Origin of the sequence: Thermoleptolyngbya sp. PKUAC-SCTB121, assembly GCF_016919485.1 — a bacterium.
Lineage (GTDB): Bacteria > Cyanobacteriota > Cyanobacteriia > Elainellales > Elainellaceae > Thermoleptolyngbya > Thermoleptolyngbya sichuanensis.
This window is the reverse complement of sequence record NZ_CP070366.1, coordinates 1,493,591-1,509,931: the sequence shown is the minus strand read 5'-3', so window position 1 is coordinate 1,509,931 and position 16,341 is coordinate 1,493,591. Positions and strand designations below refer to the sequence as shown.

At 54.4% G+C, this 16,341-nt stretch carries 12 protein-coding genes and 2 pseudogenes; 7 read left to right on the top strand and 7 right to left on the bottom strand.

The features are described from left to right. Positions 1 to 106: 106 nt before the first annotated feature. The 4 genes from metK to JTM80_RS06285 form a co-directional block, all read right to left on the bottom strand. Positions 107 to 1,369 (bottom strand): methionine adenosyltransferase, encoded by a 1,263-nt coding sequence (gene metK, locus JTM80_RS06300; RefSeq protein ID WP_172357504.1) that lies wholly within the window; start codon positions 1,367 to 1,369, stop codon positions 107 to 109. 372 nt (positions 1,370 to 1,741) lie between these two features. Beyond that, complete coding sequence (locus tag JTM80_RS06295; protein ID WP_205370802.1) at positions 1,742 to 4,084, bottom strand: DUF3488 and DUF4129 domain-containing transglutaminase family protein; 2,343 nt, start codon at positions 4,082 to 4,084, stop codon at positions 1,742 to 1,744. 178 nt (positions 4,085 to 4,262) lie between these two features. Then, positions 4,263 to 4,895 carry a Uma2 family endonuclease gene (locus tag JTM80_RS06290; protein ID WP_172357506.1) on the bottom strand — a complete coding sequence of 211 codons (633 nt, stop codon included), beginning with the start codon at positions 4,893 to 4,895 and terminating at the stop codon, positions 4,263 to 4,265. A gap of 46 nt (positions 4,896 to 4,941) precedes the next feature. Beyond that, positions 4,942 to 5,154, bottom strand: coding sequence for a helix-turn-helix transcriptional regulator (locus JTM80_RS06285; RefSeq protein WP_172357508.1), 213 nt, complete (start codon positions 5,152 to 5,154; stop codon positions 4,942 to 4,944). A 431-nt stretch (positions 5,155 to 5,585) separates the two neighbouring features. On the opposite strand from JTM80_RS06285, the gene JTM80_RS22975 reads away from it, so the two are divergent. Then, positions 5,586 to 5,711, top strand: coding sequence for a hypothetical protein (locus tag JTM80_RS22975; RefSeq protein WP_255548882.1), 126 nt, complete (start codon positions 5,586 to 5,588; stop codon positions 5,709 to 5,711). A gap of 207 nt (positions 5,712 to 5,918) precedes the next feature. On the opposite strand, the gene JTM80_RS06280 is transcribed toward JTM80_RS22975, so the two are convergent. Then, on the bottom strand, positions 5,919 to 6,488 hold the full coding sequence (locus JTM80_RS06280) for a hypothetical protein (RefSeq protein WP_172357510.1): 570 nt from the start codon (positions 6,486 to 6,488) through the stop codon (positions 5,919 to 5,921). A 403-nt stretch (positions 6,489 to 6,891) separates the two neighbouring features. On the opposite strand from JTM80_RS06280, the gene nrdJ reads away from it, so the two are divergent. Then, positions 6,892 to 10,173, top strand: coding sequence for a ribonucleoside-triphosphate reductase, adenosylcobalamin-dependent (gene nrdJ / locus JTM80_RS06275; protein WP_205370800.1), 3,282 nt, complete (start codon positions 6,892 to 6,894; stop codon positions 10,171 to 10,173). 77 nt (positions 10,174 to 10,250) lie between these two features. Here the strand turns inward: nrdJ and JTM80_RS06270 are convergent, their stop codons facing one another. After that, a complete protein-coding gene (locus JTM80_RS06270; RefSeq protein WP_399367303.1) occupies positions 10,251 to 11,909 on the bottom strand; it encodes an asparagine synthetase B family protein in 1,659 nt (552 codons plus the stop codon). 335 nt (positions 11,910 to 12,244) lie between these two features. Here JTM80_RS06270 and JTM80_RS06265 point away from each other — a divergent pair. Further along, a pseudogene (locus JTM80_RS06265) lies at positions 12,245 to 12,861 on the top strand (IS5 family transposase); the annotation flags it as partial. A gap of 41 nt (positions 12,862 to 12,902) precedes the next feature. On the opposite strand, the gene JTM80_RS06255 reads toward JTM80_RS06265, so the two are convergent. Beyond that, positions 12,903 to 13,877: a transposase gene (locus JTM80_RS06255; protein WP_205371237.1), complete on the bottom strand. Its 975-nt coding sequence runs from the start codon at positions 13,875 to 13,877 to the stop codon at positions 12,903 to 12,905. 104 nt (positions 13,878 to 13,981) lie between these two features. Between JTM80_RS06255 and JTM80_RS06250 the strand changes: the two are divergent. From JTM80_RS06250 to JTM80_RS23440, 4 genes and pseudogenes are all read left to right on the top strand, one after another. Beyond that, positions 13,982 to 14,170: pseudogene (locus tag JTM80_RS06250) on the top strand (transposase); the annotation flags it as partial. A gap of 117 nt (positions 14,171 to 14,287) precedes the next feature. Further along, positions 14,288 to 14,875, top strand: coding sequence for a DEAD/DEAH box helicase (locus tag JTM80_RS06245; RefSeq protein ID WP_172357516.1), 588 nt, complete (start codon positions 14,288 to 14,290; stop codon positions 14,873 to 14,875). Positions 14,876 to 14,940: 65 nt separating this feature from the next. Continuing rightward, positions 14,941 to 15,800, top strand: a protein-coding gene (locus tag JTM80_RS06240) for an IS630 family transposase (protein WP_205370793.1) whose coding sequence is annotated in 2 segments (ribosomal slippage) — positions 14,941 to 15,243 and positions 15,246 to 15,800 — 858 coding nt in all. Because the reading frame shifts where the segments join, the coding sequence is not laid out codon by codon here. A 196-nt stretch (positions 15,801 to 15,996) separates the two neighbouring features. Next, the gene (locus tag JTM80_RS23440) at positions 15,997 to 16,314 is read left to right on the top strand and encodes a helix-turn-helix domain-containing protein (RefSeq protein WP_205370791.1); all 318 of its coding nucleotides are present in this window, start codon (positions 15,997 to 15,999) and stop codon (positions 16,312 to 16,314) included. Positions 16,315 to 16,341 lie beyond the last annotated feature (27 nt).

The window sequence follows — 16,341 nt, the reverse complement described above, 5'->3', positions numbered from 1 at the left end:
GAAAACCCGATAGCGTAAGAACAACCTGACTAGGCAGGATGCCACTTTACCCTATCGAGCACAGGACGAAAAGCGTCAGCCCTGAAGGAACTGCTTGCCGCAAGACTTAGCTCAACATGCCAGACAGCAGTGCCCCGGCTGAGTGCTTTAGCGCGTCTACTTTGTCAAGCTGTTCCCACGGCAAATCTAGATCCGTGCGGCCGAAGTGACCGTAGGCCGCGACATTCTGGTAGAACCGTCCGCCCCGTTCGGCAGGCAGTCGGCTCAGGTTATAGGTCTGGATGATGCCCGCCGGACGCAGTTCAAAGTGCTGTTTCACCAGTTCCAGCAGACGCTCATCGTCGATCTTGCCCGTGCCAAAGGTGTCTACCATGATGCTAACGGGACGCGCCACGCCAATCGCATAACTCAACTGCACTTCGCACTTGTCTGCGAGTCCGGCTGCGACGATATTTTTGGCGGCGTGGCGGGCGGCGTAGGCAGCGCTGCGATCGACCTTGGTGGGGTCCTTGCCAGAAAACGCGCCGCCGCCGTGGCGAGAATAGCCGCCGTAGGTGTCCACGATGATTTTGCGACCCGTCAGCCCCGAATCGCCCTGGGGCCCGCCAATCACAAATTTACCCGTGGGGTTCACCAAAAAGCGCGTACCGCTGTCTGGCTTGATAGCGATGTCCGAAAAGATGGGCTGCACGACGATTTGCCAGAGGTCTTCCCGAATCTTGGCCTGAACCGCTGCTGGGTCGGTAATGTCGTCGATGGTTTCCGTATGCTGCGTAGAGACGAGAATCGTGTCAATGCCAACAGGGCGACCGTCTTCGTAAATGACTGTGACCTGGGTTTTGCCGTCGGGGCGCAGGTAGGGAAGCTGACCCGACTTTCGCACAGCAGCAAGGCGGCGCGAGATGCGGTGGGCCAGGCTGATTGGCAATGGCATGAGTTCCGGCGTTTCGTTGCAGGCAAAGCCAAACATCAATCCCTGGTCGCCCGCGCCGATTGCGTCGAGTTCTTCTTCACTGCGCTGCGATCGCTGCTCATGGGCCTTGTCTACGCCCTGGGCGATGTCGGGCGATTGGGCATCGAGCGCCACCAACACCGCGCAGCTATTGGACGAAAAACCATTGACCGAATCGGTGTAGCCAATTTCTGCGATCTTTTGGCGGACGAGATCAACGTAGTTCACGGTGCCTTTGGAGGAAATTTCTCCGGTGATCAGCACCAGACCCGTATTGACGACGACTTCTGCGGCGACTCGGCTGCTGGGATCTTGGGTCAACAAGGCATCGAGGATCGAGTCCGAGATCTGGTCACAGATTTTATCGGGGTGGCCTTCGGTAACAGATTCTGATGTGAATAGATAGCGACGGGACAAGGGAAACGACCTCTCTAACGTAGGATGGAACTGAAAAGACGGGATAGAGAATGCTGTGCCAGCAGCCGTGAATGCAGGAAGCGTAATGACTCAGAGGCACTTGGCAAGAAGAACCGAGGTGCAAGGGCGATCGCGGACAGGGGGCTATGCAAGAGGCTATCTGAGGAGAATATCACAGATTGAATATCGCATTGCACATTATAATTCCCCATTCTCCACCGGGAATTGCATGTTTCAAATCTTTAATCTCCGTTTCCGTTTTGGATAGCGGCTTTTCAGTTTATCGGAACGGGTGGGTTAAATGACCTGAGACGTGCCAGTTTCGAGGGGAATGCTTCAAGGAAGTGACCCTAGCAATGTCTAGGACAGAGTCTAGGACGGAACTTTCCTGCGCGATGGGCCTCGGAAGCGGGCGGGGAGCGATCGCCCCTTTTGTTTCACCTGGTGCAACCGCTGGCGCAAGCGAGATAGATCACCCACCTGGCCGCCATAGCGCCACGTTACATAGGACTGAGCAATCTGGTGGATGAGTTCCCCGTGGGCGGGCTGCTGCTGCTGGGCGGTGCGGGCAAACTCTAGGGGAGTATCGCTGGGGGCCTTGCGAATGTGCTGTTCGGCGAGCCAGCGCAGCATTTCTTGATAGAGCGCCTCCGCCGGAGCCAGGGACTTCAACCAGCGGCGATCGCGCCAGGCAGCCCAGCCGCTCCAGCCCAGCCAGCCCAAAAATGCCGCCACCGTGAGGCCCATCAGCCCCGTCAGCAGCCCCACCCAGCCCTGCGTGAACCAGCGAGTTAGGGTAGACATGGCCCAACCAAAGCCCTGGGCGATCGCCTCTAGCAGACCGTTCAAGAAGCCCGACACCGGAGAGGGCAGCCAGCCCGCGATCCATTCCCAGAATTTCTTCAGCGCGGCGAACACCTGCGACTCTTCGACCGAGGTGGGGATCACGTCTGCGCCGGGAATCGGGTTAAAGGCAAACCAGCCATATTTGTGGAAATATACCTCCGTCATGGCAAAGGCATCGGTGTTTCGCACCACGTAATAGCCCGTGAAAGGATTGAACTCGCCTGCGCCAAAGCCCACCACCAGTCGCGCCGGAATGCCAAGGGAGCGCAGCATGATGGTTAGCACCGTAGAAAAGTGGTCGGGATAGCCGCCCTGGTACTTGTAGAGAAATGCCTCGACCAAATCCTCGTTTTCTTCTAAAAACGGCAGATCGGGCAAAATGCGATAGTTTTGCTTGAGATATTGCGCCAGGTAGAGGGCTTTTTCGTAGGGCGCGGTGATCGGCGTGGGCGACTTGGCCAGCGCCTCTTCTGCGGTCTGACGGATGCGGGGGGCGATCGCCGCTGGCACGTCTAGATAATAGTCAGTGATGTTGGACGGGGTGACGGTCGTGGCATTCCGCAACTGGGTGCGATCGCGAAAGGGCACTTCCGACACCACGGTATAGGTCAACCCCTGCGACAGCGGAATGGGCGATCGCAGCGCACCCTCGGGATCAATGGCAATTTGCCGCGTGGGAAAGTAAAGCTCCTTGGCTTCGTAGAGGGCGGGCACTAGGTTGGGCAAATCTGCAACTACAGTAAAGGTCTGAATCACTTCCCGCGTCTGGTTCAGCGTCACCGACCAGGGCAGAATTTGGCGATAGGTCCAGGGCGATCGCTCTAGCACCTGCACATCGTTTTCCCCATCCCGCGACACTTCCCAGCCCTGCCCCGTATAGCGGTCGAACGCCATCACGCGCCAAAAGCCCTCGGACTGCGATCGCACGCGCATCACCACCTTTGGGGTCAGCGAGCCGCGCAGATTTTGGTTCATCTGGCGATTAAAGCCATAGTAAAAATCTGCATCCACTTCGCCCGGCCCGCCCTGCACATTGCCGTTTGCGCCCATGCCGCTGCCCGTGCTGGCGCGACCGTCGCGCACATAGCCAGGGTTGATAATCGTGCCGCCGTCAAACTGGCCTTCAAACTGGATGGGCGCACTGACCGGAAACGCCCGCAGTTGATAACCCGGAAGGCGGGGCAAAAAGGCAAAAATCACCAGCCCCAGCGCCAGCGTAATGCCCAGCACGCCTACCAGCGGCCGCAGCGGCAAACTCTGGCGAATGCGCCGCATCGTCTTGGGAGCAACCCCAAGCTGAGAGCGATAGTCTAGCACTAGCGCCGGAATGCCCAAAGCCACAAAGGCAATCAGCAGCGGCGCAAACCAGAAGGTCTGGCTGAGAGTGGCCGCCACGCCCATCAAGATCAGCCCGATCACAATGGAATAGCCCAGGTCTTTGCGGCGCGGCAGGTCAAAGCTGTGAAAGACCTGAAGCTGGATCAGCAGTTCCGCCAGGGCCATGCGCGTGTCGTTGCGCTCTGCCACCAGCCGCACAAAAAAGACCGCCAGGGCAATCAGCATGGCGATCGCAATACAAAATTTCACCGGGATATTGCGGCTGCGGCGACGCGACCAGCTCCACGCTCCGCCCACCGCGCTCATCGGCACGGCCCAAAGACTTACGCCCAATGCATCGGTCGTATCTGCCGCTGACACATCTACCGCAATAATGCCGACAATCACCATCGCCTGCACCAGCACCCGCAGCGGCAGCGAATCTTCCGGCGGCTCCGAGGAATCTAAATCGCCAAGCCGCCGCTGCATCTGCGCCCAAAGCGCTTTGCCGTTCAACCAGTTACCCCGCCGCTGCGAAACCGGATTCGCCATGCTGTTCTGCTACCCTCAAGCTGTTCTGATACCCGTTCTAGCACTGGTCTTCCCGGAATGGCTTCTAGACAGCGCTATTTGCAAACGAGATGAGTGCCAGCGCAACGTATCAAAGTTCTACTAGGCGGCGCTTACGGCTATACCCGTCATGCCACGCGGACGGTATCTTACAAGGGGATTAGCGAGTTGCATGACGGCGTGCCCACTGGCGGATGGCTTGGCGCAGGGCGCGTCGTCCTTCTGACCGATGCACTTCGATGATCTGCGGCAGTTCACGGATGGGCAGTTGGGGTAGCGCCAGACTCCGCTCTGCTTCCGCATAGTCCCCCGATTGAAGGTGGTAGATCTTCAAGTTGCCGTCGTCGTAGCACCAGAGTTCGGGCACGCGCAGCCGGGCGTAGATGGGGAAGCGATCAAGGGATTTGTTGGTAATGTCAATCTCTAGCGCCAGGTCGGGTGGTGGGTCTTGGCGCAAGTCTAGATTGGTTCTGCCGCGCACGGCGGGTTCGTTTTGAAAGTAAAAGCAGTTGTCAGGTTCCAGCCCGGCCCTCTGGAGGCGATCGCGCCATGTGGTAGAGCCATAGCTTTCGTAGTTCAGCGCTAGCTCGTCGGCCATGTCTTTCACCGCGTTGCCAATCACCTCTTTGAAATATTCGTGTTCCGGTAGCGGGGTCATGATCTCCAGCGTGCCGTTGTCGTAGGCGATACGGGCAGAACGGCGATCGCCTAGGTCTTCCAGCAGCCGCTCAAACTGCTCCCAGCTAATGTTGTGTAGCAAAACGCGATCGGCACGATGGGAGGTGGCAACCATTGGGAGAGGGATGGAGGATGAGGGATTGAGGATGAATGCGCTGCTCCTACTCTTCTAGTATTTCAACTAAATCTTCGATCGACACGTCGAAGGCGATCGCCAGTCTGCGAATTGCCGTGTAATCAGTCATGGTCATTGCGTCGCGCTGCACGTAGTTTTTGACAGTGCTGTAGTTCAGTCCGGCGCGTTCGGCAACTTCTCGGAGCGTCCAGCCCCGCTGCTCTGCAAATTCTCGAATTCTCAGCCGAATTAGCCCCATGTACAGTTGACAAAGACTCAGATGAGTCCTTTAATGATGCTTAGACAGATGGACTCAGTTGAGTCCTGTACGGTTATCTTGAAACCGTTTGGTTAGAAGCCATGACGTTAGATCCCCCTAAATCCCCCTTGAGCAAGGGGGACTTCCGGAGCAGTGCGGCTTTCCCTTTGCTTAAGGCCGACTTCCGGGTCGGTTTGATTCCCCCCTTGTTCAAGGGGGGCTAGGGGGGATCTACCGACGTGCCATGCCATGACCAAAGCACCCAGATAACCTGCGATCGCCCTACCTTATTTCAGGTGACATCATGATAACTCCAAAGTCTGTACCCGATTTGCTTCGGGTGCCTGTTTCTGCTGTGCCAAACGGTCAGCAGCCCGTTCGCATTCTGATTTGTGGCGTGCTGCCCGGTGTAAATAATATTGTGCAATATTGTGCATCAGCTTCATGTCCGGCGCTTTGCTGAAGCGGGCGAATGGTCGCCGCCGCTGCCATCGCCGGTGGAGGGCGAAGTGATCCGCATTTTGGTGCGCTATTGGTCAGGAGGGCAATTCCTGTAGGGAACGTGTGCCGCACCACTTGCGCGAACGCTTCTCAAATCGCCCGTTGCGGCCATAGCTAGGAAATATTGCCAGAGCGACTGCAAAAAAATCAGTTGGGTCGGTCGCGCCTTCCCAACTGAAATCCAAGTATTCAGGGCTATTCAGGGTTATTCAGAACCTTGTGCTGACCCACGGGCTGCTATGCCAAGTTTCCCTAGAACAGGCTTATCGACCCGCATTGCAGACCCGACTTAGCATGGTTCTTGTCGCTTGCGACTGGGGCCGCTGGGCCGCGCCAAAGCTGCCCCTTGCATCTGCAACCCGCCAGCTTCCATCGCAGGCCGTCATGGCTCGGCGTAGCTCCTGCCCCAGCCGATAGTCGAAGACATAGCTCCCTTGCTGAACCAGTCGAATGGAACTCAAGTCGAGATACACTGCCTGTCCGCCCACCGCTTCACCGAGATATTCCCAGTTCGTGGCGACAGAATTGCAGACTCGATTCAGCATGTTGCGCGTGGCTTGCGACTGTGGCCGTATCAGGGGTTCAGCATCGCCATTCCGATTAAACACCTGCCAACGCCCATCGCAAGGGGTGTATGCAGAGAGTTGATCTCGACCGATTTGATATCGGAAGAAGTAGCCGCTTCGTCCGTGGGACTGGATAGAATCTAAATCCAGGTAAACGTCTTCTCCAGTCACGGCAACGCCCTGATATTCCCAGTTGGCGGCGATCGCCGGAGTGGCCACACTGCCTGCCAGCGTCAGGGCGATCGCCGTAGAAATGAACTTTCGCATCTTGATCTCCTCAGGTTTGGTCGCTCACCCGGCGTTTGGCTCAGATGAGGCGCGTATTGCGCTGTAGTGTGAATACTACGCAGCAATGACTCTTTTCGGAGAATTAATAACTGAGATGCCAAAGATTCCCCCTGTGGGTACTGGGTTGCAGATTGTGCCCAAGGGCGATCGCCCCTGGAAAGCCACCGTCAGAAAAATCTTGAATTTTCAAACCTGAGCGTATATAGTGTAATGCCTAGAAGCAACCCGCTATAATGGCACTACATATTGAGGGTGTGATATTCAGACAGTGAAATTAAGGGGGTGCCCGCTGGGTTTTCCAGTGCCTTTGCAAGAATTTTTTACACCGCTTTACGCAACGATTCCACAACCCCAGTCCACGACACATACGAGCGATCGCACTATGGTTCAAAACATCGAACGGCCCAGCCAAACCAGCCCCTTCCCTGCGTCTGCGCCCGCTGCCAACCCCGTGTTCTACCGCACCTACAGCCGCCGGGGAGAAAAGGCAGAAGGGCGGCGCGAAACCTGGGACGATGTGTGCGATCGCACCCTCAGCGGCATCATCAAGCTGGGCAAGCTGACCGACAGCGAAGCCGATCTGCTCCGCCGGATGCAGCACCAGGTCAAGAGCTTGCCCTCCGGCCGCTGGCTGTGGGTAGGCGGCACGGCCTGGGCCGATCGCCCCGAAAACTTTTCCGGCGCTTACAACTGCACCAGCACCAACGTTGTAGACTGGCGGGCCTTTGGGCTGATGATGGATCTGGCCATGATGGGCTGCGGCACGGGCGCGGTGCTGGAACCAAAGTACATCAACCAACTGCCCGCCATTCGCAACCGCCTCCACATCATCATGCAGGGCGAAATCGGCAGCACCCCGGCGGAGCAGCGGCAGGATGAGACGACGGTGACCTGGGAGGGCGATCGCGTCTCGATTCGCGTGGGCGACAGTCGCCAGGGCTGGGTCAAGTCCTATCAAACCGTGCTGGAACTCTCCACCGACGAGCGGTTTAACGGCGAAGTCACTGTCACCATCGACCTCAGCGACGTGCGTCCGGCGGGCGAACGGCTGAAGGGCTTTGGCGGCGTGGCAAATCCCATCCGGCTGCCCCAGCTTTATGAACGGTGCGCGGCGATTTTGAACAAAGCTCTCGGCCGCCAGCTCAATTCCATTGAGTGCTGCCTGCTAATCGACGAGGCCGCCGCCTGCGTTGTCGCCGGAAACATCCGCCGCTCTGCTGGGATGCGCCAGTTCGACAGCGAAGATGAGTTGGCCAAAACGGCCAAGGACAACCTCTGGATGCAGGATACTGAGGGAAACTGGCGCATCGACCCCGAACGCGACGCGCTCCGCATGGCGAACCACACCCGCGTCTTTCACCGCAAGCCGACGCTGAAGGAATGCACCGAAGCCGTCCGCAAGCAATACTACTCTGGTGAAGGTGCGATCCAGTGGGCGGGAGAAGCGGAACGTCGCGCCCAGGGCGAGGGCCGCTATGGGCTGAATCCCTGTGTGACTGCCGAAACCTGGGTTCACACAGGCGACGGGCCGCGCCAGGTCAAAGACCTGATCGGCAAGCAGCACAGCACCTATGTCAACGGTGAGCTATTCAGCACTACACCAGAGGGATTTTTCTACTCTGGCACGAAGCCTGTATTCAAACTTTCCACCCAGGAGGGCTTTGCGCTGCGGCTGACGGGCAACCATCGATTGCTCAAGGTCACTGCCCAGACCCAGAAGGCGCAATACACCGAATGGGTTGCGGCAGAAGACCTGCAACCGGGCGATCGCATTTTGTTGCACAACCACCGCGACCTTAACCCGTGGGATGGTGCAGGAGCCTGGGAAGAGGGCTGGCTTTTGGGCAACCTGCTGGGCGACGGCAGCCTGTCCACAACCCAGTGGAATGACACCGCCGTGCTGCGCTACTGGCAAGAACCGCAAGCAGAGATGAGCCAGCACGCAATCCAGCTTCTGAAGATCGCCGTTGGCTATGAACCGATAACGCCCGAAGCTCACTATCACGCCCAGCTTAAGCACCGGGTGATTAACTCCACCGGACTGGCGAAACTCGCGGCCCAGTTTGGCATGAAGCCAGGACAAAAGCAGATGACTGCTGCTTTGGAAGCCACAAGCTGCGAATTTCATCGAGGCTTTCTGCGGGGGCTATTTGATGCCGATGGCAGCGTCCAAGGCGATCAGATGGAAGGAGTCAGTGTGCGGCTGGCGCAGAGCAATCTGAACACCCTGAAAGCAGTGCAGCGGATGCTGGCTCGACTCGGCATCATTGCGACTCTGTACGAAAATCGCCGTTCTGCTGGCTATCGTCTGCTGCCCGATCGCGATCGCCAACCTGCGCCCTACGCCTGCAAAGCCCAGCACGAATTGGTCATCGCCAAAGACAACTTACACCAGTTCCAGCAGTTGGTCGGGTTTCAGGAACCCCGAAAAGCCCAAAAGCTGGAGGAGGCGCTCAAGGGCTACAAGCGTCAGCTTAACCGTGAGCGGTTTGCGGTGACGGTCGCTGCGCTGGAAGCAGACGGGACAGAAGCAGTGTATGACTGCACCGTGCCCGGCCCGGCCTGCTTCGATGCTAACGGGTTGGTTGCCCACAACTGTGGAGAAATCATTGGCGAAAACTTCCACTGCAACTTGGCGGAAGTTCACCTGAATCAGCTCGATCCGTTTGATTTCAAACAGCAAGAAGATGCCTTCACTGCCGGAGCGCTCTCCGTTGCAGCGCTGCTCAACCACCGCTTTACCGAGCCGCGCTACCAGCAGTCGCGAGAAGAAGACCCAATCGTGGGCGTATCCTTCACTGGGTTGTTTGATTTCTTTGTGCAGGCCTTTGGCGTAGAGTGGCTGCGTTGGTGGGCCCAGGGCCGCCCCGACACGGTGAAAGGGCTAGAGTTTAAGGAGAAGGAGCGGCAATACCTGAGCTACTGGAAAGAGATTGTGCATCGCGTGGTGTGGGACTACTGCGATCGCCATCAGCTTCGCCGCCCCAACCGCTGCACTACCGTCCAGCCTGCGGGCACAAAATCCCTGCTGACAGGCGCATCTCCCGGCTGGCACCCGCCCAAGGCCCAGCGCTTCATCCGCCGCATCACCTTCCGCAAGAATGATCCCGTGGCGCTGGCCTGCCTCGACTACGGCTACAGCATCGTGCCGTCGCAATCCGACAAAGACGACGACGGCAACCTGCTGAACGACCCGTTTGACCCGCGCTGCACCGAATGGCTGGTGGAAATTCCCGTCGAGGTTCCCTGGGCCAACCTGCCAGGAGCCGACGAAATCGAAATTGAGAAATTCAGCGCCCTGGCCCAGTTCGATTTCTACATGCAGGTGCAGCAGCATTACACCGCCCACAACACCAGCGCCACCATCGAGCTAAACGAAGACGAGATCGAGCCGCTGGCCCAGGCCATTCATGGGGCGATCGCCCAGGATCAGGGCTACATCAGCGCTGCCCTGCTAGCCCGGTTCAACGCGCCCTTCCCCCGGCTGCCCTTCGAGAAGATCGATCGGGCTACATACCTGAAGCTCCAGCGCGAAGTCCAAGAGCGACAGCGCACGGCCGACTTTTACGCAGCCCTAGCCCGCTACGATTCCGGGGAACTGGTGGAAGCTGGGCCCGCTGGCTGCGACAGCGACAAGTGTATGTTGCCGGAGCAGGGACAATAAAGATCGGCAATCTGGAGAGTCAATACTAGAGTCAATACCAAGAGTGACGATGTTGCTTGGCAGGGCTTGATGTTCTGCTAGCATTGATGAACCTGGAGCCAACTCTCCAGACTTGCCAGCAGCCAGAGTTTGACACCATAGCGCCGCCAAGTGTCGCCGCGGTAGGCAAGCCAATCTCGAATCAAGGACTGATTGAGGTAAGGAGCGATCGCCGCTTGCCGATTTAGCAGCAATGCTCTTGCCTCTGGCTGCCAGTGTTTTTGAAACCCAATCTGCACCGGCACCATCATCCCGCTTTTGGGGCGGTTCACAATGACATCCGGTAATAAATCCGCCACCGCTTGCTTGAGGACGGCTTTTTCCTGAACGCCGGAGAGCTTGTGTTCTGGCGGAATTTGCATACTTAGATCAACCATGCGCGGATCAAACAGGGGCGATCGCCCTTCTAAACCGACTGCTCGCGTTAAGTTGCTGACCTTCGTCAAAATGTGGTCTGTCCCCTTGAAGCGGATATTAATTGCCATCAGTCGGTTCAGATAATGCAGGTCTGAATTGAGCCAGCCCTCAAGGTAGTAGGGTTCTGACCGTATCGCTTGCCATATTTCTGGCTTAAGCAGTTGCGGCAAATCAGTAGCGCACTTTTGGAAGCTGACGAGGTAGGCATGAACCGCATCTTGTTGGTTAAAACTGCCATATACACTTTGGATCAGCATCGGCTGATTTTTTGGGCCGCCAAAGCACGGATCACCGCCTTCACCATTTAAAGCTACGTTCACGAACTGCTTTGCCACACGTCCCAGCAAGAGATTTGGAACCGTCAGCGGATCGCCAATGGGATTATCCAAATGAACCATCGCTTCAGGCAAAAATGCCCACAGGTCAGACAGAGAAATTTCAAGGATATGATGATGAGTTTGACAATGTTGGGCGACCAGTGAAGAGAACTCTAACTCATTCGGATATGGCTTACCAAAGTGAATAGAAAAGGTATGCACAGGTGCATTGTGAAGTTGACGGGCGAGTGCTGTCACACAGCTTGAGTCAATCCCCCCTGATAGAAAGCAGCCAACGGGTTCATGGTTAGGCAGGGCATCTTTCACCGTCTCTTCTAATAGATGTCGCAATCGCTGACTGTGCCATTCAATCGGCTCTGTTGCTCCCACAATCTGCTCCTGCAACGTCCAATAGGGTTGAATTTGGTCGCTAGGCAGTTGCAGGGTTGTGCCAGGGAGCAGCTTTCGTACCCCTTTCCAGAGGGTGCGCTCGCCAGGCACAAAGGCGCAGCAGAGATAGTCCCGCAGGGCAATCTCATCCATCTCTCGGTGGTGGTGGGGCAGGAGCGATCGCATTCGGGGGGCAATCCAGCGGGTGGCTCCATCGGTTGTGTAATAAAGAGTCTGCCCACCAGCAGGGTCACGGCCGAGGGTCAACGTTTGGCGATCGCGATCGTAGACCGCAATAGCAAAGGTTCCCACAAGCTGCTGCCACGGAGCAAGGGTGTCTTCCATGCCAAGGTGCTCCCACAGATGGGCAATCAGGTGTAGGTCACTCTCCCACTGCTTGGTCAGTCCAAGGTACTCCCCTAGCAATGCGGGTTGACACAGCCAGGGGTTGCCCATCAGAACCCAACGCCTTGAAGGACTGAAGGCCGGAACTACGGCCGGCAAGGATGAAGCAGAAAGTGGAGGCGCAAAGAATGCAATGTTGCCATCTTGCCAGTCTGGTTTTTTGGGCAAGGACTCGATTGACCCAAAAGCAATTTTCCAACCTGGCGTGAATTCAGAAGCAGATGGGGGAAGTTTATGGAGTGGAGGTTGGAAAAAAGACTGAAACCGACCTTTGAGAGCTAATTTATAAAGAAAATCTAAATAGAGGCAAGCGAACCTGAGGGTGAACTTTAGAGCTAATTTATGAAGCAAATCTTAAGAAGCCTGAAACTCTTGGCATGTGTGGCTTTGAGGTCATGTTTGCCCAGGAAAAGCGGTTTCTCGGAAATCCTTGATTAACAAGGCTTTCAGGCTCCTTTACAAATTAGCTCTTAGTTTGAAAGAGATGCTTCTGAAGCCCGCCTATGAGTCGCCTACCGGAAATCGCCAATCCCAAGCGCAAAGCCTATCCCAGTGATATGAGTGATGCAGAATGGAGCGTTTTGCAACCGCTGATACCTGCCGGTAAAGGCTTTGGTCGTCCCCGTGAAGTGGACTTTCGAGAAATCCTCAACGCAATCTTCTACGTGCAGCGTACTGGATGCCAGTGGGAAATGCTACCGCATGACCTTCCCCCGTATACAACGGTGTACTTCTACTTTTGCAAATGGCATCGCAAGGGGATTTGGCAGCAGATGCACGACCAACTCCGAGCAGACCTGCGGCAGAAAATGGGCAGAACCATAGACTCCAGTGTGGCAATTGCTGATTCCCAATCGGTCAAGACCACCGAAAAAAGGGGGGCATCTACGGTTTCGACGGTGGCAAAAAGGTTAAGGGGCGTAAGCGCCACCTCGTTGTAGACTCCCAAGGGCTTTTAATTGGGGTATTAGTCACCGAAGCGAATGCCTCAGAACGGCTTGGAGCCGTGGTCACGCTCGATGAAGCCAGCGATAAACTCTCCCGGCTTGAGGTGGTGTGGGTAGACCAGGGGTATAGCAGCAAGAAGTTTGCCCATGCAGTCCAACAGGTCTGTGGGGAACCAGAAGTGTTGAATTGAGACATAAAACTTTACATTCAACCCTACGAAGCTCCTACGAGTGTCTCTGGCAGCAGATCGTAGCTCCAATGGACAATCGAACAACGACGACTCAATTCAAGTTGCAAATAGCGCAACTTATCTAGTAATTGATGACCATAAAACTCTGGAATTTCTATCAATTGCAGAATCAGATAGGCAATCAACACCATGTAGATTTGAATGGTGACTCCATTGACACTCTTAGAGATTAGTTTATCTAGCTTCAAGTGCATCTTTAGAAACTTCCACAGCACTTCTATCTGCCACCGATGGCGATAGACTTCACTAATCTCTTCATTCGTCATCAGTTCTACATTGGTCGCCAGCCGAAACTCCGTTTGGCTCTCTAAGTCACAAAACCAAACCACTCGATATCGCTCATGCTCAAACTCGGTCTTCATCGTGTTCTTAAGGCGGACAACAAAGCGAGTCTGATCCTGGCTTAATTGGTCAAGGAAATCCCAACTGGCAAAGCCTCTATCCATGACGCCGATGGCATCTTCAGGAATCATTCCTGTCACTCTGTCAGCAAATTTTGCGTCATGTCCTTGACCAAAATGAATCAGGCATTCACTGGGATTACCTTGCGTTAAGTTGACTCCATTAAGCAATTTGACTTGATGATAGCCTTGCATCCAGAACAACTTGCTTGTCAATGTGATGACCGTTGAATCAATGGGAAACAGCATCTGTGCTGTCGCTGGATTTTTTTGTTTTAGCTGTCTTATGAGCTCAGCGTAGATGCGACAAAAGTGTTCATCCTGTCGAGTCTTGCAGGCTTTAGAAAAGGTGGAAATATCAACCTTGATTCCTGCTTTGTTGAGACGATAAAACAGGCTTCTCATGCTCGTTAAACCCTGGTCTAAAACGAAGGTCAACCAGATTTCAAAGAATAAGCGAGAGTTCAAAACAGGATAGTTATGTGGGCACAACTGCTTGAGTATCGGTTTGACAAGCGCAGGAAATGACACTAGCATCTTAAACATTGTTTTTGTTTGCTGGGGGCTAGAATACAATATTCTGCCCCCATTTTTTGTATGTTGAGCTATCTTTCAACACTTCTGGTGGGGAACCTGTCCGCGTAGAAGTCATCAAACGAACCTCCAAGTCGTTTGAAATTCTGCCTAAGCGCTGGATTGTGGAGCGAACTTTTGGCTGGTTGAATCGCTATCGACGCTTGAGCAAAGACTACGAATTGTATTGCGAAATGAGTGAAGCCATGATCTACGGTGCCATGATTCAATTGATGCTCAAGCGCTTGGCAGCTTAGCTACTTTATAAATCAGCTCTAACAAAGGTTCGATTTAATGGGGTTGATTATCGCAGCAGTGATCTTGGTAAAGCGTTACAGGTACCTGATCGCGATCGCCTGATTGTAGAAACCTACGTGAATCACGCTTCTGGTAAACGAGCCGTTTGCTTTTGCATTGATGTGAATCATGCTGAACGAATGGCAGAGTTGTTTCGGCAGAATAATGTGGCAGCCGCTCATGTTTCTGGGCGGATGTCCGATAAGCAAAAAGACCAGGTTTTAGCAGACTATCAAGCGGGCAAAACTCACGTCCTTTGTGCCTGTGACATTCTTAACGAAGGCTGGGACTCACCCGAAACAGAAGTCCTATTAATGGCGCGTCCGACCCTCAGCAAAGTGGTGTACGTCCAGCAGTTAGGACGGGGTACTCGCACGGCTCCGGGTAAAGAATACTTACTTGTTTTTGACTTTATTGATAACGCCAGCCGATACACTCAATCCCTCAGTACTCATCGCCTGTTCAAAAATCCTCACTATCGACCTGGAGGGCTGGTTGCCGCTCCCTCTGACCTTTTGGCAGAAGAGGAGGCCACTTACGCGAGAGGAGAAAAGCCGTCGGCGGTTTTAGGGCTACATCTCTGGGTTGATAAGTATGAGGCGATCGATATCTTCCGTTGGCAAGACGAAGTGAAGGAGATGTATAGCACTACGTATTTGGGTTAGGACGTTATCATAGAGCCATCAGGAGAGTTTAGGAACACCTATGCCCGCCCCCTTACAGCTACGACTTGCGTTGCAAAGCGATTGAAGCCGTGAAACAAGGTCACCGCAAAGTTGATGTCTGTCGAATGTTCAACATCAGTCGCAATACCTTAGACCTGTGGTTGAAACGGGAAAAAGAAACGGGAGATTGCCGAGCGATGACTGGGTTTCAGCGAGGAAATCGGCATAAGATTACCGACTGGTCGCGCTTTCGTGAGTTTGTCAAGCAGCATGGGGATCAGACCCAAGCGAGACTGGCAACCCTGTGGGGGGATAATGTGACACAGCAGGACATCAGTCGAGCCTTGCGAAAGATTGGGTTTAGTCGAAAAAAAAGACCTATGGCTATCGGGAACGAGACGACCTGAAGCGACAAGAGTTTCAAGAGCGCTTGAGGAGTAAGCTGCCGCATCAGGTTGTCTATGTCGATGAAGCAGGCATTGATCATCGAGACGTGTATCCCTACGGCTACTGCGAGGTTGGAGACCGCTTCTATGGGCTTAAATCAGGAAAACGCACCGAACGAGTCAGTTGGATTGCGGCCTTACGAGAGAACAGCCTCTTTGCGCCAATGACCTTTGCTGGCTCGTGCAACCGGGATTTAGTGGAGAGGGGGTTGGAGGAGTGCTTAGTCCCCCAACTGCGAGCGGGAGATGTGATTGTGATTGACAATGCCAGTTTCCATCATTCTCAAACCATTGAAGAGATCGTGGCTCAAGCAGGGTGTGAGATTTGGTATTTACCCCCTTATTCCCCAGACTTGAACGAGATTGAGCATTGGTGGTTTGTGCTGAAGAATTGGATGCGGCAACGCTGGGATGAGTTTGATAACTTTCGCGATTGTGTTGATGCTGCTTTTAGAGAATGCCCTAACGTGACTGCGTAGGGCTATATCAAACTCGTGAGCTAGAGTCTGAATTAGGCGTTGGCGATAACGTGGTGAAGAACTGGGTGCAGACCGGAAAGTTAATCCCCGATCACACCATTCCTATTGGGAATCAAATTTATTATAGCAATTTCTAGCCTAGTGAGGCGTATTTTGATATAATCTATTCAGTGAATTTACTTTACCCTTAACTCAAATGCGACCCTACTCACTAGATCTTAGACAAAAAATTATTGATGTCTACATTGAAGGGAATACGTCGCAACGTCAAATCGCTCAACAATTTCGAGTTGCTTACAGTTTCGTGCGAAAGCTGATCAAACAATATCGGGAAACAGGTGAGATTGCCCCCAAACGCCGCACTGAGCAAACGCCAACCAAATTAAGTAATGAGCAACTAGAGATCCTAAAAACGATTGCTGAATCAAATCATGACGCGACATTGGCAGAGTTGTGTGACTTGCTGGAACAAAGGGTCGGTGTTCGGATTGGGTGCATCCCAGTTATGCAATGAGTAGAAGTGCTTAGTGCAGATTAAGGG

Coding starts and splice junctions, on each gene's coding strand:
- nrdJ (WP_205370800.1), top strand. CDS start 6,892: ATGGTTCAAAACATCGAACGGCCCAGCCAAACCAGCCCCTTCCCTGCG.
- JTM80_RS06290 (WP_172357506.1), bottom strand. CDS start 4,895: ATGGTTGCCACCTCCCATCGTGCCGATCGCGTTTTGCTACACAACATT.
- JTM80_RS06255 (WP_205371237.1), bottom strand. CDS start 13,877: ATGCTAGTGTCATTTCCTGCGCTTGTCAAACCGATACTCAAGCAGTTG.
- JTM80_RS06280 (WP_172357510.1), bottom strand. CDS start 6,488: ATGCGAAAGTTCATTTCTACGGCGATCGCCCTGACGCTGGCAGGCAGT.
- JTM80_RS23440 (WP_205370791.1), top strand. CDS start 15,997: ATGCGACCCTACTCACTAGATCTTAGACAAAAAATTATTGATGTCTAC.
- JTM80_RS06285 (WP_172357508.1), bottom strand. CDS start 5,154: ATGGGGCTAATTCGGCTGAGAATTCGAGAATTTGCAGAGCAGCGGGGC.
- JTM80_RS06295 (WP_205370802.1), bottom strand. CDS start 4,084: ATGGCGAATCCGGTTTCGCAGCGGCGGGGTAACTGGTTGAACGGCAAA.